General features: G+C 60.2%; 26 protein-coding genes. 25 read left to right on the top strand and 1 reads right to left on the bottom strand.

Annotated elements, in window-relative coordinates:
* The first annotated feature begins 12 nt into the window (after positions 1-12).
* The 17 genes from V9K84_RS15460 to V9K84_RS15380 all read left to right on the top strand — a co-directional run bounded on the left by V9K84_RS15460 (position 13) and on the right by V9K84_RS15380 (position 14806).
* Positions 13-510, top strand: coding sequence for a hypothetical protein (locus V9K84_RS15460; protein WP_338791104.1), 498 nt, complete (start codon positions 13-15; stop codon positions 508-510).
* 12 nt (positions 511-522) lie between these two features.
* Complete coding sequence (locus V9K84_RS15455) at positions 523-861, top strand: hypothetical protein (RefSeq protein WP_338791102.1); 339 nt, start codon at positions 523-525, stop codon at positions 859-861.
* Positions 862-884: 23 nt separating this feature from the next.
* The gene (locus V9K84_RS15450; protein ID WP_338791100.1) at positions 885-1103 is read left to right on the top strand and encodes a hypothetical protein; all 219 of its coding nucleotides are present in this window, start codon (positions 885-887) and stop codon (positions 1101-1103) included.
* A 49-nt stretch (positions 1104-1152) separates the two neighbouring features.
* Positions 1153-1788 (top strand): hypothetical protein, encoded by a 636-nt coding sequence (locus V9K84_RS15445; protein ID WP_176516368.1) that lies wholly within the window; start codon positions 1153-1155, stop codon positions 1786-1788.
* A 6-nt stretch (positions 1789-1794) separates the two neighbouring features.
* Positions 1795-5043: a phage tail tape measure protein gene (locus V9K84_RS15440; RefSeq protein WP_338791094.1), complete on the top strand. Its 3249-nt coding sequence runs from the start codon at positions 1795-1797 to the stop codon at positions 5041-5043.
* An 8-nt stretch (positions 5044-5051) separates the two neighbouring features.
* Complete coding sequence (locus tag V9K84_RS15435; protein ID WP_338791092.1) at positions 5052-5327, top strand: hypothetical protein; 276 nt, start codon at positions 5052-5054, stop codon at positions 5325-5327.
* A gap of 143 nt (positions 5328-5470) precedes the next feature.
* Entirely contained in the window at positions 5471-6055 is a 585-nt protein-coding gene (locus tag V9K84_RS15430; RefSeq protein ID WP_338791089.1) for a hypothetical protein, read from the top strand.
* Positions 6055-6657, top strand: a complete 603-nt coding sequence (locus tag V9K84_RS15425; RefSeq protein WP_313327023.1) for a hypothetical protein — start codon at positions 6055-6057, stop codon at positions 6655-6657. Before V9K84_RS15430 ends, V9K84_RS15425 begins: the two co-directional genes overlap by 1 nt.
* Before the next feature lie 2 nt (positions 6658-6659).
* Positions 6660-7058: a hypothetical protein gene (locus V9K84_RS15420; RefSeq protein ID WP_338791083.1), complete on the top strand. Its 399-nt coding sequence runs from the start codon at positions 6660-6662 to the stop codon at positions 7056-7058.
* The gene (locus tag V9K84_RS15415; protein ID WP_338791081.1) at positions 7058-10009 is read left to right on the top strand and encodes a DUF1983 domain-containing protein; all 2952 of its coding nucleotides are present in this window, start codon (positions 7058-7060) and stop codon (positions 10007-10009) included. Before V9K84_RS15420 ends, V9K84_RS15415 begins: the two co-directional genes overlap by 1 nt.
* A 484-nt stretch (positions 10010-10493) precedes the next feature.
* Positions 10494-11015, top strand: coding sequence for a hypothetical protein (locus tag V9K84_RS15410; protein ID WP_338791079.1), 522 nt, complete (start codon positions 10494-10496; stop codon positions 11013-11015).
* 64 nt (positions 11016-11079) lie between these two features.
* Positions 11080-11862, top strand: coding sequence for a phage tail protein (locus V9K84_RS15405; protein ID WP_338791077.1), 783 nt, complete (start codon positions 11080-11082; stop codon positions 11860-11862).
* Positions 11862-12473, top strand: coding sequence for a tail fiber assembly protein (locus V9K84_RS15400; RefSeq protein WP_338791075.1), 612 nt, complete (start codon positions 11862-11864; stop codon positions 12471-12473). Before V9K84_RS15405 ends, V9K84_RS15400 begins: the two co-directional genes overlap by 1 nt.
* Positions 12474-12530: 57 nt before the next feature.
* On the top strand, positions 12531-13025 hold the full coding sequence (locus V9K84_RS15395) for a glycoside hydrolase family 104 protein (RefSeq protein WP_338791073.1): 495 nt from the start codon (positions 12531-12533) through the stop codon (positions 13023-13025).
* The gene (locus tag V9K84_RS15390; RefSeq protein ID WP_338791071.1) at positions 13022-13384 is read left to right on the top strand and encodes a hypothetical protein; all 363 of its coding nucleotides are present in this window, start codon (positions 13022-13024) and stop codon (positions 13382-13384) included. The genes V9K84_RS15395 and V9K84_RS15390 overlap by 4 nt, the downstream gene beginning before the upstream one ends.
* The gene (locus tag V9K84_RS15385; RefSeq protein ID WP_338791069.1) at positions 13381-13722 is read left to right on the top strand and encodes a hypothetical protein; all 342 of its coding nucleotides are present in this window, start codon (positions 13381-13383) and stop codon (positions 13720-13722) included. Before V9K84_RS15390 ends, V9K84_RS15385 begins: the two co-directional genes overlap by 4 nt.
* 349 nt (positions 13723-14071) lie before the next feature.
* On the top strand, positions 14072-14806 hold the full coding sequence (locus tag V9K84_RS15380; protein ID WP_088514463.1) for an XRE family transcriptional regulator: 735 nt from the start codon (positions 14072-14074) through the stop codon (positions 14804-14806).
* A 138-nt stretch (positions 14807-14944) separates the two neighbouring features.
* On the opposite strand, the gene V9K84_RS15375 is transcribed toward V9K84_RS15380, so the two are convergent.
* Positions 14945-16954: an acyltransferase family protein gene (locus V9K84_RS15375; protein WP_338791067.1), complete on the bottom strand. Its 2010-nt coding sequence runs from the start codon at positions 16952-16954 to the stop codon at positions 14945-14947.
* Between the two features lie 671 nt (positions 16955-17625).
* Here V9K84_RS15375 and V9K84_RS15370 point away from each other — a divergent pair.
* From V9K84_RS15370 to V9K84_RS15335, 8 genes are all read left to right on the top strand, one after another.
* The gene (locus V9K84_RS15370; RefSeq protein WP_043864289.1) at positions 17626-17979 is read left to right on the top strand and encodes a phage holin family protein; all 354 of its coding nucleotides are present in this window, start codon (positions 17626-17628) and stop codon (positions 17977-17979) included.
* A gap of 106 nt (positions 17980-18085) precedes the next feature.
* Entirely contained in the window at positions 18086-18442 is a 357-nt protein-coding gene (locus V9K84_RS15365) for a hypothetical protein (RefSeq protein WP_088514464.1), read from the top strand.
* Positions 18443-18545: 103 nt separating this feature from the next.
* Positions 18546-19067: a hypothetical protein gene (locus V9K84_RS15360; RefSeq protein WP_043864287.1), complete on the top strand. Its 522-nt coding sequence runs from the start codon at positions 18546-18548 to the stop codon at positions 19065-19067.
* Complete coding sequence (locus V9K84_RS15355; protein WP_088514465.1) at positions 19064-19624, top strand: phage baseplate assembly protein V; 561 nt, start codon at positions 19064-19066, stop codon at positions 19622-19624. The genes V9K84_RS15360 and V9K84_RS15355 overlap by 4 nt, the downstream gene beginning before the upstream one ends.
* Before the next feature lie 80 nt (positions 19625-19704).
* The gene (locus V9K84_RS15350) at positions 19705-20031 is read left to right on the top strand and encodes a GPW/gp25 family protein (protein WP_088514466.1); all 327 of its coding nucleotides are present in this window, start codon (positions 19705-19707) and stop codon (positions 20029-20031) included.
* On the top strand, positions 20028-20909 hold the full coding sequence (locus tag V9K84_RS15345; RefSeq protein WP_088514467.1) for a baseplate J/gp47 family protein: 882 nt from the start codon (positions 20028-20030) through the stop codon (positions 20907-20909). Before V9K84_RS15350 ends, V9K84_RS15345 begins: the two co-directional genes overlap by 4 nt.
* A gap of 1 nt (position 20910) precedes the next feature.
* On the top strand, positions 20911-21513 hold the full coding sequence (locus V9K84_RS15340; protein ID WP_088514468.1) for a phage tail protein I: 603 nt from the start codon (positions 20911-20913) through the stop codon (positions 21511-21513).
* Positions 21513-23429, top strand: a complete 1917-nt coding sequence (locus V9K84_RS15335) for a phage tail protein (protein WP_088514469.1) — start codon at positions 21513-21515, stop codon at positions 23427-23429. The genes V9K84_RS15340 and V9K84_RS15335 overlap by 1 nt, the downstream gene beginning before the upstream one ends.
* Positions 23430-23431: the final 2 nt, after the last annotated feature.

The following is a 23431-nucleotide window of genomic DNA, read 5'->3' as shown; positions in this document are numbered from 1 at the left end:
GGAGGAACCCCCATGGCCGAAGACAACCTGAACACAGCCGCCGGCTGCCGCCTGGGCATTGGCGGCAAGACCGGTGCCGACACCGAAACCGAGTACAAGGCTGACACCTACGCCGACGTGGGCGAGATCGAAGACCTGGGCCAGTTCGGCGACACCTTCAGCAGCGTGACCTTCACGTCGCTCAAGGATGGTCGCGTGCGCAAGTACAAGGGCACTGCCGACGCTGGTGACCTAACCCTGACCGTGGGCCTCGACAACGGCGACGGGGGCCAGAATGCGGTGAAGACTGCCCACAAGGACCGCAGCAAGGGCGACTACAACATCAAGATCACCCTCAACGACGGCGATCCTACCGCTACCCCGGTGATCAACCCCACCACGTTCTACATGCGCGGCAAGGTGATGAACAACACCGTCGCACCAGGTGCGGCTGACAACGTCGTGCGCCGTAACATCACCATCGGCATCAACTCCGACATTCTGGAGCTGGTGCCGGCGCCCGCAGCCTAATAGGGAATCGCCATGAGCAAGACGTTGCACGGTACCGTTGAGGTCGAGGTTGGTGAGCGCACTCTGGTGTTGAAGCCGACCCTCAAGGCCGTACGCTTCATCGAGAGCCGTTTCGGCGGCCTGCGTGCGGCTTCGCATGGCCTGCACGCGGTCAGCGTAGATGCAGTGGCGCTCGTGATCGCAGCGGGAGCTGGGATCGAGGGCGAGGATATCAATCTGCTGACCGAAGAGGTTTGGCAGCATGGTGTTTCTGACCTCACGCTTGCCGCCACCAAGTTCCTGGGAGCGCTCTACAACCCACGCGGCGGTGAGCCGGGAAAGCCGCAAGAGCCGAAGGAGTCAGCGCCGTAGAGGATGGCAGCTACGTCGACCGGATGTATTCGGTCGCCGTGGGCTGGCTTGGCTGGGCGCCGGATGTGGCGTGGAGCACGCCACTTCCCGAACTGTTCTTGGCGATGGATGCACGAGTGGAGTGGGCGCGCATGACCAATCCCTTCGGCTCAGGTAAGCAGCAGGGCGCGAAGGAGAAGCCAGGTGCTTCGAGCGTTGCTGATAAGCTGAGGGCGGCGCTGACTGGGAGAAAGGCGCAGTGATTAGCGCGCTGATTTTGATACCCTTCGTATTTTTGAAGGGGTGGAAGTTATGCGTGAATGGATTTGTGCTGGGGCTCTGTTGATACTTGCGGGCTGTGGAGCAGGAGATCCCGAGCCCAAGAGTGCCGCCGAAGCCGCTGGGATCATCGACGACTGGATTCTTGCTGACTATCAGGACAATTCAATAGTGATCGGGAGCGATCCGGCCGATCCGACTTATGGCAAGTTTAAAGATCATATTCCTCGCGTTAATAGAGAAAAAAATGAAGTAGCCACCATGGTGGCCAAGAAATGTAAGCACGTGGTGAGTGTTCTGTTCATGCGCAGGGAAAGCTCTCTTGATAATTTGAAGTTTTTGGTGGATTGCCAGAACGGTGAGCGATTTGAGGTAAAAAGTTCAGAGCTAGTTGGAAGTGGGGCGATTCGCTCCAACTCAGACAGGTCGATTGGAAGATCTGACGCAATCGAAAAGTGCAAGGATCTAGTGAGTACTAAACTAGGAGCTTCACGTGGTCTGGATTTCCATACATTGTCAGACTCAAGTTATCATAAGGCTCAGAATGGTAATGTTAGGCTGGTTCTCGGGTTCGAAGAAAAGAATCCAAATGGCCTAGGTGTTAGGTGGCGCGCTGCTTGTACATTTGACACTGACTGGAATGGGGATGTGACAATAAACCCCAGTTAAAACAGATTGATTATTAAGCTCGGCTTGATGCCGGGCTTTTTTTTGGGTGCGATTATGGCTGATCAACAAATCCAGGGAATGCTTGTTCAGATCGAGGCGACCACCTCCCAACTGCGCCGCGAGTTGGCGAGCGCAGATCAGATGGTTGCGCGCAGTTCGCAGGCGATTGACCGCAATCTTGCGACGGTGGATTCGGCTTTCGACAGAGCGGGTGGGGCCGCCCAGCAGGCAGGAACTTTGATTCGCGGTGCTTTCGCTGCGGTTGCTGGTGCGGGATTGATCGGCAGCATAATCAAGCAAGTTGATGCTTATGGGCAGATGTCCGACCGGCTTAAAGCGGCAGCTGGTAGCGCGGACGAATATCAGAAAGTCCAGCAACATCTTATTCAGACTGCGCAGGAAACCTACCGCCCCTTGGCCGAAGCCCAGGAGCTGTACATCCGCACGGCCGACGTGATGCGCAGCTTAGGCTTCAACACTCAGCAGACCCTGGATATCACCGACAGCTTCAGTTTTCTGCTTGTTACCAATGCTGCGTCTGCCGACAAGGCAGGCTCCGCGCTCGACGCCTACTCCAAGGCGCTGCAGACAGGAAAAATCGAGGCTGACGGGTGGGTCTCCATACAAGGCGCAATGCCGACCATCGTGGACGCCATCGCATCCGGTACCGGAAAGAGTGCTGATGAAATCCGCAAGCTTGGGGTGCAGGGCAAGCTTTCTCTGGATGACTTAAACGCCGGCCTGCTGCGCACGGTTGAAGCCAACCGCAAGGCTGCTGCCGATATGTCCACCAGCGTCCAGGACGCGCTGAACAACATCGGTAATGCAGTCGGCACCTTCCTGGGGGGGCTAGAGGAACAAACTGGAGCTGTAGCAGGGCTATCTAAGTTGTTGCTGGTCCTGGCCGATCACATCGATCTCGTCGCTGCAGCGATGGGGGCTGCTGGCGCAGGCGCACTCACAATCTACACCGCGAAAGCATATGCCGCGGTGAAGGCGTTGTTCGCCCAGCGGGCTGCCGCCGTCAGAAGTGCTGAAGCTGCAGTGATCGCTGCGGATGCTCAAAGGTTATTGGCCCAGGCCCAGCTTCAGCAAGCTGAGGCCTCGGTTGCTTCCGCCACGGGATTGCAGCGCCTGGCACTGGTCCAGACCCAATTGATTCCCAAGCAGGCCGCGCTTACAGCTTCGACTGAGGCTCTCGCTCTTGCGCAGGCCAACGTTACGCGCGCTGCAACTGGCGGGCTCCTGACGGCCCTGGGCGGCCCGGTGGGGCTGGCGATTCTAGCCGGCACTGCGGCTGCCAGCTTCCTGCTGCTACGCGACAATGCCGACAAAGCCAGCGTAAGTCTCGACGAGCTGCAGAAGCCAGTCGCCCAGTTGCGCGAGGAGTTCGCCAAGCTCAACAAGGACCAGCGCGAAGCGTCGCTGGTGAAATGGCAGCAGGAGCAGGTCGCGGCCACAGACAAGGTCAAGGATGCCTATGGCAATCTGGCCCAGTCCATTCGCTCGGCCGTGGTGACCGCACCTGCGCGCGACTCCGGCGGGCAGTACAACAAGCAGTTGGCTGACTACCGTTCGATCATCGATCGGCTGAACGAGGCGCGCGCTGCCGGGGAAGATCTCTCGCCGACGCTCAAAGAGGTTGCCGATCGGTTGCAGATCCCGGTCAGCACGGCACAGCAATGGCTGACGCAGGCCGGCGCGGTCAGTAATGCCGATCAGCGCTCGGGAAAGATCGCCGAAACACTGCGGGTATTGACCAGCGTAACCGATCAGAACACCGCCTCGACCGAGGGGAACAACGCTGCCAAGGCCGGCATGAGCACTGCTGGCCAGACCTACCTCGAGACGCTGCAGAAGCAGCTGGCCGGCCTGCAAGACAATGGCGACATGATCAAGGTCGTCAATCGGTACCTGGCCGAGCACACCGACCTGACCGAGACGGATCGACAGGCTGCTCTCTCTTTCGCGAACGCCATCGAGGCTCAGAAGAAAGCCAACCAAGGCGCGAAGCAGGAGACCAAAGACGCCACCTCAGCACAGGCCAAGCTGAACCAACAGCTGAAAGAGGCTGAAACTGCTTTCCAGCAGTTGAAAAAGGTGTATGACCCGGTTGGAGCTGCAGCTGATGAGTTCAAGAAACAGGCCCAGAGCCTTGACCTGCTGCTCACCCAGAAGAAGATCACCACCGAGGAGTATGGCCGCGCGATTGCGGCGCTGGCCGGTCAATTCAACCAGGCCGTCCAGGCTTCCACCGGGCTCTCCCAGGCCATGAAGTACCAAGCCGACCTCGAGCGTCAGTTGGCTATTGCCCAGCAGCAGGGAGACGCCGCAGCGGCAGCGATCGGGATGGGCGACAAACGAGCAGGCCGTGCTCAGTCTCGCCTGGCGCTCGAGCAGGAGAACAACAACAAGATCTTGGCCCTGCGCGACGAGCTGGCCACCGCTTCGAACGAGAAGCAGCGTCAGGAGCTCGAAAAGCAGATCGCCCTGAGGCAGGAGTACGGCGCGAAGCTTGTGCAGGTCCAGGAGGACACGTTCAACAAGATCGATGCTGCCCAATCTGACTGGAGCAATGGCGCATCGGCTGCCTTCGAGAACTACCTCGACAGCGCCTCTGATGTGGCTGGCCAGACGCAGGAGTTGTTCACCAATGCTTTCGGCAACCTGGAGGATGGGGTTGTCCAGTTCGTGAAGACCGGTAAGTTCCAGTTCAAGGACTTCGCCGACGCGATCATCGAGGACTTGATCCGCATTCAGGTGCGCCAGGCGGCTGCAGGGTTCCTCAGTACGGCTTTCGGTTTTCTGGGTGGCGGTGGCTCGGCGCTGGGGCAGGGCACCATGACCGGATTCAGCGAGGGCTCGTTTGTAGCCAACGCCAAGGGCGGCGTCTATGACTCGCCGAGCCTTTCTTCCTTCTCGAACCAGGTGCACGACTCGCCGCAGGTGTTCGCTTTCGCCAAGGGCGCGGGTATCTTCGCCGAGGCTGGGCCGGAGGCGATCATGCCGCTGGCGCGCGGCCCGGATGGTTCGCTTGGGGTAGTATCGATGGGTACCGGAGGCAGCGACGGTGATCAAGCCCCTATCACCATGGGGAACATCACCCAGCACTTCCACTTCAACGGCAGCCCTGATGGTGTAACCAAGGAAGAACTGGCCAGAACGACGCGCCAGGCAATAAATGACGGTTACCAGATGATGCTGCGTGATTTCAAAACCAACGGACCAGGCCGTCAGCTACTTAGAAAGTCTTAGGAGGTGAAATGAAGATTACCGATCTGAATCTGGAAGAAATGCTCGGGGAGATTGCTGCTGCTGTATCTCCCTTCGTGTTTGGCGATCTGGGGCCTGAAACCCCGGCAAAGACCTATGTTGAGCGGACAGCCCTGCAGGGTGAGGTGATGGGCAGAATCATGGCAGTTTTGATGAAGGATGAGATCTGTGGCGATACGCTGGTCGAAGAGGTTGAGGCATGCTCGCGCCACGTTCACGAGCACACCCTGAAGCACCTAAGGTCAGCGATGATCAAAGAGGTCTGATAGGCGCGAGCAGGCTCACAATGGACGTGTTCGCAATCGCGCGATGACCGACATTCAGTAGATCTGGCTTATCACATCAGGCATCACTGGCAACGGTGAATCACCACAACCCGCTTCGGCGGGTTTTTTATTGGAGCTGCCAAATGGCGGAAGCATGGCCCGAAGACTTGGAGCCCACTGACATGACCTGGGGTGTGGTCTACAACAACCGGGCTTTCACCTCCTCGCTTAGCAACGCGCAGCAGATCACATCCCACCCCGGTGCGTACTGGACCTGTACGCTCAACTTCGGCGTGCTCTACGAGGAGGATGAGCGTGAGCTGACTTCGTTGCTGGGCCGCCTGCAGGGCATGCTCGGGACGGTAAACATTCCCTCCATCACCAGGATCAGGACTGACAACATTGGATCTCCAGTGGTGGCTTCTGCAGTAGCGCAGTCGACGAAAATTCAACTGCGCGGTATGACGCCTGGTGTCAGGGTGTTCAGCCGCGGTGATCACATCACCATCCTCGGTGAGATGTTCGAGGTGGTGGAGCACGTTAGTTCCGATGGCGCCGGCGTTGCGACGATCCAGGTCAACAAGCGTGTCCGCAAGGCGATTACAGCTGGCGCCGCCGTCGAGTACCGAAACCCCTATTGTGAGATGAGGCGGGCGGATGACACCAACCAGTGGAGCATTCAGCCCATCGTGTCCAATGGCAGCTACCAGTTCCGGGAGGCCTTCTGATGCCCTCATCGTTCCCTTTTAGCCAGAGCGTGGTGGATATCATCGCTCGCGGCCGTTTCATGACAGTGTATGCCTGCCAGCTCGACTTCGAAGATGGGCCGGTGTACGCCCACACGGGCACTGGTGACCTGGTGATCGACGGTATCACCTACCTGGGGGTAGGCCAGTTTGGCGAGGTTGGACAGTCGCAGGAGAGCGACAACTCCAACTCGCCCATGTCCGTCGAGCTGAGCCTGAACGGCCTGGACAGCTACATCATCACCGAGACGAACATCCGCGGCTGCCGTGGGCGCTCGGGCAAGCTGCTTTTCGTGGTGTTCGACGAGGCTGGTAATTACGCCGTGGACATCCTGTTCTCTGGGCGAATGGACGCGGCCACATTCTCTTACTCGGGCAACGGTGAGGACGGCAACAAGATCACTGTGCCGATCGTTGACCGGATGGCTGAATGGAGCCGTACCGGCACCGAGCGATTCACCGACGAGAACCACCGCGCCCGACACCAGGGCGACCGTTTCTTCTACGCGGTCGCTCAGCTGTCCGAGTGGCCGATCTACTGGGGCTCCAAAAAGGACGCGCCGACCTTCAACTACGAGAAATAGCGATGCGCAATCGAGACTGGACGATACGTCTGACCGAAGTGATCAAGGCCGCCTCCGAGCGGCCTTTTTCATGGGGCGAATTCGACTGCTGCCTGTTCGCGGCAGATTGTGCGGTGGCGGTCTGCGGAGTTGATCCAGCGGTGCTGTACCGGGGCGCTTACAAGACCGAGGCCGGCGCGAAGCGCGCGCTCAAGAAGAACCACGGAAGCCTAGAGGCTGCCTGGGACGCCCACTTTGCCCGGGTGGCGCCTGCCTTCATCCAGCGCGGTGACGTGGCCATGTACGACGCACCTGGTGGCAGGTCCATGGCGGTGTTCTGGGCCGGAGAGTTCTGGGCAGCGACCGATGACGGCGTTGCACGAGTCGTGTGCGAACCTACAGCAGCATGGAGAGTTGAGTAATGAGCGGAGGAGTCAAGAAGGTCGCTCAGGTCGCGGTCGGCGCTGTAATAGGTTTTGTTTCCAGTGGTGGCAATCCTCTTGGTGCTTTGTTTGGCGCCGGCCTGGCGTTCTACTCGGCGCAGCAGCAGGAGAAGCTAAACACAAAATCACCGCTTCGCGACAACGAGCCATCCGCACAGACTGTACGATCGTCCAAGGCCCCGGCGCGCTTTATCCTGGGCAGAGTCAGCACTGGCGGAGTGCTGGTGTGGGCACAGGAAGAGGCCGGCGCCCAGCGTGATAGGGAGTGGCTGCACCTGGTGTACGTCCTTTGTGAAGGTGCGGTCGAAGCGCTTGAGGACATCTATCTGGGTGAGGAGCTGATTGGCACCTATGGGGCAGATGCCACCTACGAGCTGGTGGTCAATCCGAGCCAGGTAAACGCTTTCCTCAAGGCCAACTGCCCGGACTGGAAGGATGAGCAGATTGGTCGCGGCCTGTCGTTCGTACGCCTGTCCCTGCGGTACAACGCCGAGAAATTCCCTTCTGGCATTCCAGATGCTCGCTTCGTCGTGCGCGGCCGGAACGATCTATACGACCCCCGCACCGGCATGGTCGGATACAGTGAGAACACCGCACTGCACATTCTGTGGTTCCTGCGCACTCGCTGCGGTGTGCCGGACGATGAAATCGTGTTCGAGACCTTCGCCAGCGGCGCGAACGTGTGTGATGAGTCTGTGGCCAATCCGGGTAACACTACCAGCCCGCGCTACCGCAGCAGCTGCGTCATCGGCGCCGATGAGCAGCGCACCAACGTGCTGCAGAAGCTGGAGGCGGCGTGCGGAGGCAAGGTCATCCGCGTGGGTGGTCGCTGGATGTTCCAGGCTGGCGCCTACTACGGCCCTTGGGACTTCGAGATCACCGAGGACATGGTGATCGGCACTATCACCGGCAGCACCGAGCCGACCAATGACGCTGCGATCAATACCATTCGCGGCACCTTCACCGACACGACCCAGTCCTGGACCGAGACGGACTACCCGGAAGTCAGCGTAGCCGAGTGGGTAGTTGCGGATGGCGGCGAGGCAGCGGAGACGCTGAGCTTTTCCTACGTCACCAATCCATACCAAGCCCAGCGCCTGGCCAACATAGAACTGCGCCGCCGTCGCGCGGGTGGAGTGATCAGCGTCCCGCTCAATCTGCTGGGCTACAACTGCCGGCCTGGCCGGGCCGTGCGCGCGAACTTGCCTTCACTGAACATCCTGGGCGAGTTCATCGTCACAGGCTGGTCGATGGGCACGAGCGAAGGTTGCACTGCGTCGCTGCAGGTCTACGATCCAGCGATCTTCGACGACGCCGTGGGCAAACCCTACAATCCGATTGGCTTCATCAACTTGCCGTCTGGCGGCCTGGGCAGCCCGACTGGCGTGGCCTGGACTGTCGACGAAACGGCCGAGGTAACTCAGGGGGTACTGAGCTGGTCAGCGCCAGTTGGTATTGTGACAGGCTACGCGATTACTGTGCGTCAGGCAGGTACTGCGGTGCAGGCGCTGCAGGCGCCTGAAACCACCCTGCAGGTGCCGCTGGCCGGCCTACCGTCGGGTAGCTACACGATGAGTGTTGCGGCCTTGGGGCCGCTGGCCCGATCAGGTGAAGCCAGCATCACGGTCAACATCAACGGCCCGGCAGCGCCCGAGGCGTGCGTGGTGAAGGCGACGATCGACACGATCACGCTGCTCCCGAGCAACGTGCAGCACGGCCTGAACGGTGGAACCTACGAGTACTTCTTCAGCATGGACCCGATGGCGACCGCTGGGCAGGCTGCGTATCTAGGGCAGGGACTCAGTCTGGTGCACACGGCGCTGGCCTTTTCAACCAACTACTTCTATTTCATTCGCGCTCGAAACGCCTATGGAGTGAGCGGGTTCCTCAAGGTCATCGCCTCAACCTCGACCGACGTAACCACCATGCTGCAGGCTCTTACCGGCAAGGTCGGCGAGAGCCAGCTGGGCAAAGAAGTCGTCGATAAGATCGACGGCCTGCAAGACCAGATTGACGCCCTGGACGGACTGAAAGCCTACGACAAGGATACGGCCTACGAGGAAGGTCAGATGGTCGTGGTCGACGGCCGGATTTACCAAGCGGTGCATGATGTGCCAGCCGACCCGAGCGGCGCCAATGCACCACCCAACGTTGCGTTCTGGCTTGACGTGGGGCAGTCGATCGAGACGGCCAATGGTCTGGCCCAGCAAGTCACCGCCAACACGACGAAGATCACTGAGGTCGACGGAAAGACCACGGCGACAGCCGAGAGCCTGCAGGCTCTGCGCGCGTCGGCTCGCGACGACGATGCCGAAGGCGATCTGGCCGGCGCACTGCACCAGTGGGACGCGACAGCAGCTTTCGGAGTGGAGGTGCGAGCAAGCGCGTCTCGCGACGAAGCGATCGTGCGCAAAACCGAAACGCTTGAGGCAACTCTGGCCGATACGGCGACGGCTGTGCAGACAGTCGCCCAGGCACAGGTCGACGCAGATGGCAGGGCGTCGACGATGTGGGCAGTGAAGATGCAGCTCAACTCGCAAGGAAAGTATGTCGTCGCCGGGATCGGGCTTGGCATCGAGAACGGACCAGCTGGACTGCAAAGCCAGTTCATCGTCAATGCCGACAGGTTCGCGGTCGTGAACGACATCAATGGGGCGCCCGTGTCTTTCTTCGCAATCCAGGGTGGACAGACGTTCATCGAAGCGGCGTTCATTCAGGATGGCACGATCACAAACGCAAAGATCGGGAGCTTCATTGCGTCGACAAACTATGTTGCTGGCGTGCAGGGGTGGCGCCTGAACAAAGACGGGACGTTTGAGATCAACGGCACGATAGCGGGGCAGGGTCGCACAATGATCACGCACCGGTCATATCGCGTGTGGGATGAAAACAACGTCAAGCGCGTGCAACTTGGAGATCTAACGGAATGACATACGGTGTCAGGACCTGGACTGCAAGCGCCCAGGTTGAAATGGACACTGACAGCTTTACTTATCAGGTCCTGCACAACCAAGTTTATAAACTATCGACAAACGCAGTAATTACAGTTCCGGTGCCTGAATTTAGCCCTTCCAATTGCGTCGCTGCGATACTTCCCACCCAGGCCGCAACGGGGGATTACGCATCAAATGCGATGCCATATCAGACAGTGGCGAATGGAGTGATTGTTATCCGGTCGCGCCACCCAAACGAGCCATTTCCAGAAGGTGGTTCGCTGATTCAGTTCAGGCTTCTCGTAATGAGGTATAAAATTTGAGCTTCGGTTTATATGTCAGAAATGACGCGAGCTATGTGCAGATAGACTCAGATACTCCGAGGCTATGTGCGCTGTACAGCGGCGCTTATGCGGCATCAGGTTCAAGTTCGGTAACAGTTACGTTTCCCTCGCCGATCAAGACTGCGGAACCGCCCTGCGTGTTTATCAGAAACTCGCCCAACCAGCCTGACGTGCTGTACTTCGGTATGACCATTCTCGGGGGCGCAGAAAACTGGACGGGGTTTCGCCTGGATTCTGGCAATGTGACGTGGCGTCCGGCAGGGAAGTGGTTCGTTGCAGTGTTCGCATCCCGCTCTGCAGCCGCGTGGGGCCTGCGAATGTGGGATGCAGTGGGCAACGTGATCTATGACTCAGGTGCGGCGCCAGTTATTTTCACGAAGGCCACAAACTCGTGGAGTTTCCAGGGGGTAGTGAACCTAACTATTGGCCAGGCCTACTACCATCGAGCCGAGGCGACTGGCGCGCTCGCAACTGATGAGTACTTCATGATCAACCCATTCTCCCGTGGAACGATGGCTCCCCAGCAGGTCGTATGGAACCAAACTGGCGTCAGGTTTAATTACAGTGAAAACAGGCTGCAGATGTATTCAGTTGGGTTCACCGGATGGAGCACCCTAGGACAGCCGGGCGCTGTTTTTGCGCGCTTGCCCGGCACCTGAGTTGCAATAACAAGAACATATACAAGCCCGCCTTGAGCGGGTTTTTTATTGAATGGAGAATCGCATGGCCTGGTCCAGAGCAGGGACAGTTTCAGTAACAAAGGGCTCAACAACTGTTACCGGGGTGAATGCAGACTTCGCGGCAAACTCGCGCGTCGGTGACGCATTTATCGGGCCGGATGGGATTGTGCGGGAAGTAACGAACGTTGCCAGCGCAACAGTGATTTCGATCTTCCCCGCGTACTCTGGCGCTACGGCCACAGGAGCGGCGTACGCGCTTGTTCCGGTACAGGGGTACGTGAAACAGCTCGCAGATCAAGCGCGCCAGATAATCCAGCAATGGGGCGGCACGCTAGCCGGGCTGGGCGCCGTATCAACAGAGGATGTTGTGCCTGTCGAAAAAGGTGGCACTGGCGGCAAAAGCCAGGCCGAAGCCAGGTCAGGGCTTGGCCTCAAGAGCGCAGCAGTGGCGGATATTGTCGGTACGGTGAGTGCTACCGGCGGCGCGATCATAGAACGAGGCAGCAATGCCAACGGCGACTACACGAAGTTTGCAGACGGAACGCTCGAGGGCTGGATCACAAACTCAAACTCGCAGTCCGTAAGCAACAACTCGGGCATCGAAATCTCCGTGACATACCCGGCTACGTTTGTTGGCACACCGACGATCACTGGGACGGCGGGGCTGGCAACGAGCGGTACAACTGGGCTCGCGGCACGCGTCGCGGTTGGCTTCCCGTTCGCCGCCCCGGGGTTGAGCAGCGCCAGGGTACACATTTTCAACACTACGGGGATCACCATCGGCGGCTTTTCATACTTCATCAAAATCAAAGGCAGGTGGCGGTAATGATCATCAAGCTTTCCCCGGTGCGCTCCGACGAGCGCCTTCATCTCGAAAAGATGGGCGATGTACTTCGCTTGAACGGCGCAACTCTGGATTTCGCTGCGCTGCCAGACGGCGCAACGCTGCCATCCGAAGCAGTCAGCAGCAGGTGGATCTGTGAGCCCGTAGAGCGGGTCGACGGTGAGCTGGTGGTGACTGTGATCATGCCGCACGGCGCGGATGCGAGTGAGCAATCGCGCTTCCCTGTCGACATCGTCAGCCCAGCAGATGGCCGGGTGCCACTGCCCACCGACCGCGACCCGCAGCCAGATGCGCCGGCGAGCTGGCCCGCAGGTGTCGGCGCAATCGACTGGAGTCAGATGGTCACGGCAGAGATGAAGCAAGAAGCCACTGCTGCACAGCTTCTCGGTGCCGTGCAGGCTGATGCGGCTAGCCGCCGTGCCGCTGCCGACTCAGCGATTGCCCCGTTGCAGGATGCCGTCGACATCGACGACGCGACCGATGCCGAGGTGCTTGCGCTCAAGGCCTGGAAGAAATACCGGGTCGCGCTGAACCGCCTGCCTGAGCAGCCAGGATACCCAATCGACATCGACTGGCCCGCGCCGCCGGCCTGACCACAGCTGTACACCGATACCCGCCTTGAGCGGGTTTTTTATTGCCTGGAGAAACGCATGGCTCGAATTTCCGACTCCCTGGCGGGCAGCAAGAACGCGCTCGCTTTCCTCGATATGCTGGCCTGGTCCGAAGGCACCTCGACTAGCAAGCACACCCGCGACGATGGTTATGACGTGGTTGTTGGCGGCATCGATAGCCCGAACACGTTCAAGAGCTACAGCACTCACCCTGGCGTGCTGGTGACAGTGAACAACAAGGGCCTGAAGTCCACGGCCGCTGGCCGGTACCAGCAGCTCCAGCGCTACTGGCCGCACTACCGCGACCTGCTCAAGCTGCCTGACTTCGGGCCCACCAGCCAAGACAGGCTGGCCCTGCACCTGGTCAAGGAGCGCGGCGCCCTGGCGGACGTGCACGCCGGCCGTGTCCAGGCCGCAATCACGAAGTGCCGGAACATCTGGGCCAGCCTGCCAGGCGCCGGGTACGGGCAGCATGAGCGCAAGCTGGATGACCTGCTGGCACACTACATCGCCGCCGGCGGGAGGCTGGCGTGAGTGGCCTGGCGTTGCGCCTCGCTGGCGGCGGCCTGTTGATCCTGCTCGGCATCGTAGTGGGCACATGGGCCACCACCAGCCACTTTCGCCCGGCTCTCGATCAGGTGCAGGACCAGGCATCCGTGTGCGCCGCCGCGCGCGAGAACCTCGCAGGTCTGGCGGCGGAGCAGGGTAAGGCCCTGGGCGAGCTGACCCTGGCCGCGAGCAAGCGCCAGGCCAGGGTAGAGCAAGCGGTCAGTGAGGCCAGGGCCAGCGCCCAAGGCGACTACGCCGCGGCGAACCGGCTGCAGCAGGAGCGCACCGGTGGCGACCAGTGCGCGGCCGCCACCTCGATCATCGACAAGGAGCTTGGCCTATGAGGCTGGTGCTGAACTCACACATCTGTAGGAGCGGAATGGGTATTTATCAGGCAGCAAGCCACGTAATCCGTGGCCTCGTCTGTGGGAGCGGGCTGGTGCTGGCGCTGGGGCTGGTCGGGTGTGCTGGGAAGAGCGAACCTCGGATTCAGTACGTGCGTGTCGAGGTGCCAGTGCAGGTGCCGTGCCGGGCGCCGGAGGTCGCGGTGCCGGCATGGGCGGCTGCCGGCCTGCTCAAGACCGACAGCCTGGAGGTGAAAGTGCGGGCGCTGCTGGCTGAGCGTCGGCAGAGGATCGGGTATGAGCGGGAGCTGGCTGCGGTGGCCGATGCGTGCCGATGACTTGCCCGCCATGCTGTCTAAAACTACACGTGAAAACCCCCATTTTGCTGGCCCGATCTCCAGTAAAAAGAGCAATGCATATTAGACAGTGAAAATGCATAGGCCGCACAGATCAAGGCCTAGAGCAGACCTTACCCCATACTGCTGCATCATCGGGGTGTGTGCGGAAAGATCGCTCATTACAGAAACTTGGCTCGCAGTGTCGTTTAGACCAAAGGCAGCGGGCAATGGTACAGGGATTTTTTCCCCGTTGCCGGGCCTAACGCTGCGCAGCGACCTTTTGCCCCTGGCATTTTGTTAATGCATATTTGAATTTGCATTTGTGCACGAGATGGGTACTATGCACGTTATGCAAAAACGCAACGTAGCTACCGTCTTGAGAGCATTGCTCGACCGCCACGGGATCTCCCCCACGGAGCTTCACCGTCGCACCGGCGTGCCCCAATCCACCCTGTCGCGGATTCTCAGCGAGAAGATCGTCGATCCTTCCGACAAGCATGTGTCGAAGATCGCCGAGTACTTCGGCGTGAGCACCGATCAGTTGCGCGGCCGTGCCGACCTGGGCGATACCCGCCCGGCGAACGCGCCGCGCGCCGACGTGCAGCTGCAGGACATCAGCCTGTGGGATGACGACACCCCCGTCGAGGACGACGAGGTGTCCATTCCGTTTCTTCGTGAGGTCGAGTTGGCAGCAGGATCAGGACGATTCGTCATCGAGGAAAGCGAGAAGGCCAGCCTGCGCTTCGGCAAGCGCAGCCTGCGTCACAACGGCGTGCAGTTCGACCAGGCCAAGTGCGTGACGGTGCGCGGCAACAGCATGCTGCCGGTGCTGCGTGATGGCGCCACGGTGGGGGTGAATGCGGGCAAGAGCGGCGTCGGCGACATTGTCGACGGCGACCTGTATGCCATCAACCACAATGGCCAGTTGCGCGTGAAACAGCTGTATCGCCTGCCCACGGGTATCCGCCTGCGCAGCTTCAACCGCGACGAGCACCCGGACGAGGACTACACCTTCCAGCAGATGCAGGAGGAGCAGATCAGCATCCTCGGGCATGTGTTCTGGTGGGGCATGTACGCCCGCTAGGTTCTACGCTTTCTCAGAAACCCGCCCCGGCGGGTTTTTTGTGCCTGCTCAAACCCCTTATTGATCCTTTTCCGGCAAGACCGATACCTGCAAAAGTTTGCGGGGTCGGCCCTGTCGGAGCAAGCATCAGCGCGCTGGCTACTTCGCCATTTCGGCGGTTTGTGCCGAGCGGGTAAGCCCTTCGGCCAGCGCGGGATAGACCTTGAGCGCCCCTGTGATACTCAGGTGATCATCATCGGAATACAGAAACGCGTTCCCCTCGACCAGCGGGCAAATATCCCCAGGGCACAGCGCGCGGTCGAAGTTGATGATTGTGGCGGATGTCTTGCGCAACGCCGCGTTCACGAATGCTTGATTGCGAACATGCTCTTCGCGGCTGACCGACAACTTCAAGTATTCGCGTTCTATACCTCGCCCACGCCGTAATACATCCTTGGGCTCATACCGCTGCTGCGGGTTATCCTCGATGAAGATAACATTCACGCCAATCTGGGCGTAGCGAGAAACGGTGTTATCCATTGCCCAGACAAGGTCATGGGTTGAGCTCTGGACCGTTGCCTTGGCGGACGGGGCTCTTGCAATGCCATTGAACTCCGAAGGGCGTGACGGTGATGAAGTGTAATACGTCCAGCGATTGATCAATATGACGTGCTTAATACCCGAGGCCCGAACGTCGTTGAAAATGCGCTCGTTCAATGCCTGGCAATTGTGTTTTTCAATTCCGGCTTCGCCACGTAGTGACTGGATACCCAGCAGCGAGGGGCAGCCAGATGTTCCCGTAAACTTCATGCCTACCTTATGGTCGCGTGCGAACTTCTCCAATGCCGGCACCAGGCTCAGTGCATGACTGTCACCGTACGCAAAGTACTCAACGGGCGCACCACGCTCACCCAGCCCACAGAACCAGCCATCCGGCTTCTTGTAGGCATAGGGTATTTCAAAACATTCGGCCGCTCGCTCAGTGACTTTTATACTGTTCTGGTAGGCCATGAGTTTTTGGTTTTGCGTTCGCTGCGCAATGCTGTCCTGCGTGTAGGTCGCATAGCCTGTTGCTCCGCAGCCAGCTGCCAGCAGCACGAGCACAATGACCTTGGAGCGTCCCTGCCACCTTGAACGCAGGGGAAGCTCCACCAGCCTGAATGTCAGCCAAGCCAGAAGAATAGCCAACAGTACGGCCGCTACGCGAATGCCGACAGTGGGTACTTCGCCTTCCACGATCCTTGCGAACGACAGCAAGGGCCAGTGCCACAGGTAGAGAGGGAAGCTGATCAAGCCGAACCACACGGCCAACTTGTTACCCAGCACCCTGCGATTGAACCAGGCATCAGGGCCCGCCGCAATGATCAACACAGCGCCCAGTACTGGAACGAGTGCCCATTTTCCAGGAAAGTTGAGGCCTTTGTTTATCCTGAAGAAACCGAATACCAGTAAACACACCCCCAGTACGGAAAGCACATGCCCAAGTCGTTTTCGCACGGCACGCGTTCTATAAAGGGTTAGCCAGGCGAGAAGCGTGCCGGCCAGCAACTCCCAGAAACGTGTATGTGGTGAATAGAATGTGGCGATCGCATCATGCTTGACGCCTTTGACGCTCAGAAAAAATGAGACAGCACCCAAGAGGATCGTCAAGGCCAGAACGTTGAACCTGAATCGCCACGCCACCCACAACAATATTGGCCAGACAATGTAAAACTGTTCCTCTACCCCCAAACTCCACAAATGCAATAGCGGTTTGGTTTCCACGGAGTTGTCGAAATAACCGACCTCACTCCATAGCACCAGGTTCGAGACGAAACCGGCACCTCCTGCGATATGTTTTCCCAGTTGCCTGAATTCATCATCCAGCAACGTGAACCAGCCGAAGCCATAACACGCTGAAAGTATCAGCAGCAGCGCAGGAAATATCCGTTTTATACGTCGTGCATAGAACTCGGTAAAACTGAATGCGCCCCGATCCAGGCTTTCAAAAATGATGGTGGAAATCAGATAGCCTGAGATGACAAAGAATATATCGACGCCGATAAACCCTCCCCTGAGCACACTGGGGAAGGCGTGATAGATAACTACTGCCAAGACGGCAACAGCCCGCAAACCGTCGATATCTGGGCGATATTTGGGATGAGAAAGATGAAGGGTAGGTTGTGTCATTTATAGGGTAAGCGCTTGATGTCCGACGGAGGAGAACAGCCCCGTAAAAGCGAGGAAAATTCCGCGATTATAGTCATTCGCGTCACTTCCAATGCAACGTTGATAGCGATGCCACAGCTATCTAGCTGCCCGCTCAGGAGCAACTGCGCAGATCTCACCGATCACGAGCAACCAGATGGAAACGGAATTCATCTGCTGGCGCCGGTCAAAATCCTCCGCTCCTCATGAGCCCGCTCTCGCCGATTCGCAGCCGGTGTTGACTGCAAAAACAGCGCTCAACCAACGTGGCGATAAGCCCTGCAGGCCCACCGCGCAAGGCCTGCATGCGTCAATGCAAAATCAAATGCATAAATATTTCCAAAAATGCATTGACTGCATATGCATTGGTGCATAACCTTTGTCTCAAGCCGGTCAGACACCGGCAGTGGCAAAGGCAGCGATGAACAGGCCTGAACTGTTCAGAGGGTTGGCAACTGACCCGGGTGTGCAGCGTAAAGCACCGTAAGCAGTTATCCGGCGGGCAGGCGGCCGCGGTCGGAGGAACAATTTGAGGCGGGATCGCACGGCGCACCAGCAGTGGCCGGCGATCCGACAACGCATTACTGAAAAGCCTGGGCGACCGGGCTTTTTGGAATGCCGAGTGATCGGCTGTTCAACAAGGGAGCACGAGCATGACAAACGAGCAACAGACGTTGCTGGAAATGCCGATCTGGCTGGTGATCGTCCTGGCATTGCTGGGCGGTCTGTCTGGCGAGATGTGGCGCGCAGACAAGGAGGGCGCCCGCGGCTGGGGCCTGTTCAGGCGACTGCTGCTGCGCTCCGGGGCCTGCATGGTCTGCGGCGTATCGACCGTGATGCTGCTGTATGCCAGCGGGCTGTCGATCTGGAGCGCTGCAGCCTTTGGTTGCCTGACCGCCATGGCGGGCGCCGACGTGGCCATCGGGCTTTACGAGCGCTGGGCTGCGAAGCGGCTGGGTGTGAAGGATTGCACACCTGCGCAACCAACCGACCATCCACCCCGCTGACGGGCGTCGGTGTTCGGAGGTGAAGGCCATGAGCCTCCAGTCATCGCCTGCGAGCGACACCTACAGGGCACACGCCCGCATTTGATCAATCAACGGAGAAAGACTCATGTCACTTACTGCTGAACAGATTCAGAACTGCAAGGCCCTGGTCACCAGCATCTGGGGCGCCAGTGTGGCAAACAACCTGGACTATAACGAGGAGGTCCTGGCCGTGGTAGGTACGGCGGTGAGCGAAATCGGCACATGCAGTGCTCTGCTGGCTGATTTGTTCCGGGCCCTGGTGATCGCCACCGGGGCGGGTGCCGCATTGATCTACTCACGCATGTGGATCGTGGAAGGCGCGCAGAAGATCGCCGATACCATCAACGACATGAAGGAGGCCAATCTGCAGGCCCGGGCCTGCATCGCCACTGCTGCCGCAACCTATCGATCGCCGCTTGAAATGGCATCGATGGGTATTTGAACCCTTGCAGTAGACCCGGCATCCATCTGTCACGCCCAGGTTCGCCTGGGCGTTTTCATTGCGATGCAATAACAGAACAGTGCACCGATAGCGAGGAGTGACCGTGAACGAACTTGGGACGTTACATCAAGCGATCAGCGCCACCCTGAGTGCGGGCATGCCCCAGTTGCGGCACGTGGAAGCGTTTGCGCTGCCGGACGAGAACACGGCCTTGCCTGCACTGATGCACACCCTCACCGGCATGAGGCCTGGCGTCGACCCCGGCGATGGGCGTACATGCGTTAACGCCTCGTTCGAGGCGAGGATTCTGGTGAGTAAAGCGCGCCAGCAGGCTTCGCTGGAAGCAATGACACTGGCCGCGCAATTGACCGCGCTGCTGCGCCAGCAGTTCTGGAGCCTGGGTTTCGTCGACGCCATCTCCCAGGTGCAGGCCCGCCCTTCAGCCATACCTGCCGAAGTACCCGGCACCCTGGAATGGCGGGTGCAATGGCAGCAGCCCGTTTACCTTGGCGACCTGCAGTGGCCCTGGCCAGACCAGCCACCCGGTTCGCTGCTGTTCGCCTTCAGCCCTGACACAGGGCCCGCGCACAAGGACAGCTACCAGGCACCGGAGGACATGGCATGAGTTACGCCAGCTCCATGCATGACCGAATGCTGGCGGCGCTGGTCATTCCATGTCGGGTGGTCGGCATCGACCTGGCAGCAGCGCGGGTACGGGTCTCCGATGGCGCCGGCTGGACCAGCGCCTGGGTGCGCTGGCACAGCCAGGCGGCGGGCAAGGCCCGTCACTGGCGTGCGCCGAGCCTGAACGAGCAGGGTGCACTGCTCAGCCCCAGCGGTGAGCCGGCGCAAGGCACCTTCGTACCGGGCCTGTACGGCAATGCCGGCGCGCCACCCGACAACCGCGAGCACGTCGAGGTATGGCGCTTCGATGACGGTGGCTCGCTGGTCTACGACTGGCAGGCCCGCAGCTACAGCATCGAGCTGCCTGGTGGCACCGTCAGCCTCAAGGTGGCCGGCAGCTCGCTGCTGGTCACCGACAACGCAATCACCCTGAACGCCGCCAACATTGCCCTGACCGGTGAGGTGAGCATCAACGGTGGCCTGCGTGTGACCGGTGACATCCTGGGGGCCGGCAAGATCATCGACACCGGCGGCAACACCGCCAATCACAAGCACTGAACCCCGCCCGCCGACGCGGGCTTTTTTATGCCTGGAGACAACATGGCTAGTGAATGCATTCAGGCCAGGGAGGTACCGCGATGATCGGCATGAGCCGCCACGGCGGGCAGACGCTGTCCGGCATCGGGCACCTGCACCAGTCCATCGAAGACATCCTCACCACCCCGCTGGGCAGCCGGCGCATGCGCCCCGACTACGGCAGCAAGCTGCGCCGTTTCGTCGACCTGCCAGTCAACGAGGGCTGGAAGAGTGCGGTGCAGGCCGAGGTCGCCCGCGCCCTGACCCGCTGGGAACCACGCCTGAAATTGCAGCGGGTGCGCGTGGTGGCGGTAGTGGGCGGGCAGATCAGCCTGCAGCTGAGCGGGCAGTACCTGGGCGACAGCCAACTGCTGGAGATAACGGCATGAGCAACGTGGAACTGTCGGCGCTGCCCGCGCCGCAGGTGCTGGAAGACCTCGACTTCGAGGACATCTTCCAGGATGACCTGGCGGCCTTTCGGTCGCACATGGGCGAGAACTGGGACGCGCTGCTGGAAAGCGACCCGGTGACCAAACTGCTGGAGGTGGGCGCGTACCGAAAGCTGCTCAATCGGGCGCGGGTCAACGATGCCGCCAAGGCGCTGCTGCTGGCCTATGCCCAGGGCAGCGACCTGGACCAGCTGGCAGCCAACGTGCAGCTCAAGCGGCTGGTGGTACAGGCCGAAGACGCGAACAGTGTGCCACCGACCCTCGAAGTGCTTGAGGAAGACGATGCACTGCGCGAGCGGGTGCAACTGGTGTACGAGGGCCTGACCACCGCCGGCCCGCGCAACAGCTACATCCTGCATGCACGCAATGCCTCGGGGCAGGTGGCCGATGCCTCTGCAGAAAGCCCGTCACCGGCAGTGGTGGAGGTGACGGTGCTGAGCCTGGAGGAGCACGGCATCGCCAGTGCGCAGTTGCTGGCCGAAGTGGCCGCCTACCTCAACGACGACGATGTACGCCCGGTGGCGGACCGCCTGGAAGTGCGCAGTGCCGAGGTGATTCCTTATCGCATCGATGCCGTGCTCTACATGGCCGGGACGGGGCCGGAGAACGAAGCGACCCTGGCCGAGTGCCAGCGGCGCCTGCAGGCCTGGGTCAACCCCCGACGACGCCTGGGCGTGGAGGTCTCACGCTCGGCCATCGATGCGCAGTTGCACATCGCCGGTGTGAGCCGGGTGGAGCTGCGCAACTGGACCGACATCCGCCCGAGCAAGGCGCAGGCGGCCTGGTGCACCGGGTTCGAACTGACACGGGGGGGCTGACATGCACAGCCTCCTGCCGCTCAACAGCACGTCGCTGGAACGGGCCGTCGAGGCGGCCTCCAGCGAAGACCTCAAGGTCACCCTGCGCACCCTGTACAACCCCGATACCTGCCCGGCGAACCTGTTGTACCAGCTGGCCTGGGCCTGGTCGGTGGACCGTTGGGACGACACCTGGCCCGAGGCGATCAAGCGCTCGGTGATTCGCTCCTCGTTCTATGTGCATGCCCACAAGGGCACGATCGGCGCATTGCGCCGCGTGGTGGAGCCGTTTGGCTATTTGATCGAAGTGATCGAGTGGTTCAAGGCCACGCCCCCGGCGGTGCCCGGCACGTTCGCGCTGAAGATCGGCGTGTCCGAGGCGGGGATCAGCGAACAGACGTACCAGGAACTGACCTGGCTGATCGACGACGCCAGGCCCGTCAGCCGACACCTGAGCGGCCTGGTCATCAGCCTGGAAACCGCCGGCTCGCTTTACCTCGGCGCCGCGCTGCAAGACGGCGACGAACTTGACATCTACCCGCCTGCGCCGGCCGACCTCACGGTCATGGGGGCCATCGGGCGTGGTGGGCGAGAACACACCATTGACTATCTGGACATTTACTAATGGTTGATCAGAACTCCCAGTTCTACGCGATCCTGACCAAGGTGGGGGCCGCGAAACAGGCCAATGCGGATGCCCTGGGCATTCCTTGGAAAATCACACACATGGCCGTCGGTGACGCCAGTCCGGCAGGGCTGGACAACCCGCCGCTGCCAATGCCCGACGCGAGCTGGACCAGCCTGCTCAACGAGTGGCGGCGGGCGCCGCTGAACCAGCTCAAGGTCGACGAAAAGGACAGTGCGGTCATCGTCGCCGAGCAGGTGATTCCGGCCGAGATCGGCGGTCGCTGGATTCGCGAGGTTGGGCTGTACGACGCCGACGGCGACCTGGTGGCGGTGGCCAACTGTGCGCCTACCTACAAGCCGTTGCTCAACCAGGGCTCGGGCCGTACCCAGGTGGTGCGCATGAACCTGGTGGTCAGCAGCGCCAGCAATGTGCAACTCAAGATCGATCCGGGTGTAGTGCTGGCGACCCGCGAGTTCGTGACCGAGGAACTGGCCAAGCGCGACTTCAAGCACTCGGTGCTGGCTGCGACCACGGCCGCGATCACCTTGAGCGGGTTGCAGACGATGGATGGTGTTGCGCTACAGGCGGGCGCGCGCGTGCTGGTGAAGAATCAGGCCGCTGCCAAGGACAACGGCCTGTATCTGGTTGCCAGTGGAGCGTGGACACGTTGCCCGGATGCGGACAGCAGCGCCAAGGTCACGCCCGGCCTGCTGGTGCTGGTGGAGCGGGGTACGGCCAACGGTGACAGCGCCTGGCAACTGACCACGGATGCCCCCATTACTCTGGGCGTAACGGCGCTGGCGTTTGAAATGGCGTTCGGGCGCAGCGGGGTTGCCGCTGGCACCTATCGCAGCGTGAAGGTGGATGCTTACGGCCGCGTTGTCGCCGCGACGAATCCGACCACGCTGAGCGGGTATGGCATCACCGACAGTTACACCAAAGCGCAGATTGAAGAGATGATCGCCGAGGCCTCGGCGATGCCGGTGGGAGTCATGGCAGCACTGCCGGTGAACAAGATCCCGCCAGGCTGGCTTGAGGTCGATAACAGTGCGAAGAGTATCGCTGCTTATCCCGACTTGGCTGCGTTCCTTGGCGGCGCCTACAACAACGGCACAGAACCGGCGGGTTACTTCCGTTTGCCGGAGTCGCGCGGCGCTGCATTGCGGGGCTGGGATCATGGCCGTGGTATCGACGTCGGCCGTGCGCTGGGTGACGAGCAGCTTGATGCGATGCAGCGGATTACTGGCAAATTTGGCATCCGTGGTGCCTATCAGGGCGGCGTTATGGTTGCCGATCAGGAAGGGGCTTTCAAAGCGTCCTCAACTACTACCGCCGGCTTTTATGTTGCAAATGGCAGCACCAGTGGAGCATTTCAGGGTACTGAGTTCGATACGGGGCTTGTAGCCCGTACTGCCTCTGAAACCCGCATGCGCAACGTTTCTGTGGTCTGGTGCATCAAGGCCTGGAGCGCACCGATCAATCAGGGAAACATTGATATTGCTGCGTTGGCCGCGTTGGCCGCTCAAGCGACCGAAACCAATTTGGGTATGGTGAGAATCGCCACCCAAGCGCAGGTCAACGCAGGCTTGGCCGATGATGTGCTCGTTACACCCAAAAAACTGCGCTGGGGGCTCACGGCCAGTTTCACTACCAACGGCTACCTGGTTTTCCCTTCCTGGCTTGGTGGGTTCACTGTGCAGTGGGGCTTGTTGTCAGGTAGCGCGGGAGTGCATGACCTCAACTTCCCTCTCGAATTTCCGAGCAGTGTCCTGCAGTTGATGCTCACCGGACAAGCCACCCAGGCGACCGTCGGCGAGTACAACGACCAGTGGGTGAACTCACTGTCGAAGTCGGGTGCGGTGATCTATGCAGAGGCCGCTCAATCCATACGTTGGCTCGCCCTAGGACGATAAAT

This window comes from Pseudomonas sp. AE27 (assembly GCF_037113495.1).
GTDB lineage: Bacteria > Pseudomonadota > Gammaproteobacteria > Pseudomonadales > Pseudomonadaceae > Aquipseudomonas > Aquipseudomonas palmensis.
The sequence above is the reverse complement of the archived record's forward strand: the minus strand, read 5'-3'. Positions and strand labels throughout refer to the sequence as shown.

Excerpts from the sequence above, each read along its gene's own strand:
- V9K84_RS15460 (WP_338791104.1), top strand. The coding sequence starts at position 13 with ATGGCCGAAGACAACCTGAACACAGCCGCCGGCTGCCGCCTGGGCATT.
- V9K84_RS15455 (WP_338791102.1), top strand. The coding sequence starts at position 523 with ATGAGCAAGACGTTGCACGGTACCGTTGAGGTCGAGGTTGGTGAGCGC.
- V9K84_RS15450 (WP_338791100.1), top strand. The coding sequence starts at position 885 with ATGTATTCGGTCGCCGTGGGCTGGCTTGGCTGGGCGCCGGATGTGGCG.
- V9K84_RS15445 (WP_176516368.1), top strand. The coding sequence starts at position 1,153 with ATGCGTGAATGGATTTGTGCTGGGGCTCTGTTGATACTTGCGGGCTGT.
- V9K84_RS15435 (WP_338791092.1), top strand. The coding sequence starts at position 5,052 with ATGAAGATTACCGATCTGAATCTGGAAGAAATGCTCGGGGAGATTGCT.
- V9K84_RS15430 (WP_338791089.1), top strand. The coding sequence starts at position 5,471 with ATGGCGGAAGCATGGCCCGAAGACTTGGAGCCCACTGACATGACCTGG.
- V9K84_RS15425 (WP_313327023.1), top strand. The coding sequence starts at position 6,055 with ATGCCCTCATCGTTCCCTTTTAGCCAGAGCGTGGTGGATATCATCGCT.
- V9K84_RS15420 (WP_338791083.1), top strand. The coding sequence starts at position 6,660 with ATGCGCAATCGAGACTGGACGATACGTCTGACCGAAGTGATCAAGGCC.
- V9K84_RS15415 (WP_338791081.1), top strand. The coding sequence starts at position 7,058 with ATGAGCGGAGGAGTCAAGAAGGTCGCTCAGGTCGCGGTCGGCGCTGTA.
- V9K84_RS15405 (WP_338791077.1), top strand. The coding sequence starts at position 11,080 with ATGGCCTGGTCCAGAGCAGGGACAGTTTCAGTAACAAAGGGCTCAACA.
- V9K84_RS15400 (WP_338791075.1), top strand. The coding sequence starts at position 11,862 with ATGATCATCAAGCTTTCCCCGGTGCGCTCCGACGAGCGCCTTCATCTC.
- V9K84_RS15395 (WP_338791073.1), top strand. The coding sequence starts at position 12,531 with ATGGCTCGAATTTCCGACTCCCTGGCGGGCAGCAAGAACGCGCTCGCT.
- V9K84_RS15385 (WP_338791069.1), top strand. The coding sequence starts at position 13,381 with ATGAGGCTGGTGCTGAACTCACACATCTGTAGGAGCGGAATGGGTATT.
- V9K84_RS15380 (WP_088514463.1), top strand. The coding sequence starts at position 14,072 with ATGCAAAAACGCAACGTAGCTACCGTCTTGAGAGCATTGCTCGACCGC.
- V9K84_RS15375 (WP_338791067.1), bottom strand. The coding sequence starts at position 16,954 with ATGACACAACCTACCCTTCATCTTTCTCATCCCAAATATCGCCCAGAT.
- V9K84_RS15370 (WP_043864289.1), top strand. The coding sequence starts at position 17,626 with ATGACAAACGAGCAACAGACGTTGCTGGAAATGCCGATCTGGCTGGTG.
- V9K84_RS15365 (WP_088514464.1), top strand. The coding sequence starts at position 18,086 with ATGTCACTTACTGCTGAACAGATTCAGAACTGCAAGGCCCTGGTCACC.
- V9K84_RS15355 (WP_088514465.1), top strand. The coding sequence starts at position 19,064 with ATGAGTTACGCCAGCTCCATGCATGACCGAATGCTGGCGGCGCTGGTC.
- V9K84_RS15350 (WP_088514466.1), top strand. The coding sequence starts at position 19,705 with ATGATCGGCATGAGCCGCCACGGCGGGCAGACGCTGTCCGGCATCGGG.
- V9K84_RS15345 (WP_088514467.1), top strand. The coding sequence starts at position 20,028 with ATGAGCAACGTGGAACTGTCGGCGCTGCCCGCGCCGCAGGTGCTGGAA.
- V9K84_RS15340 (WP_088514468.1), top strand. The coding sequence starts at position 20,911 with ATGCACAGCCTCCTGCCGCTCAACAGCACGTCGCTGGAACGGGCCGTC.
- V9K84_RS15335 (WP_088514469.1), top strand. The coding sequence starts at position 21,513 with ATGGTTGATCAGAACTCCCAGTTCTACGCGATCCTGACCAAGGTGGGG.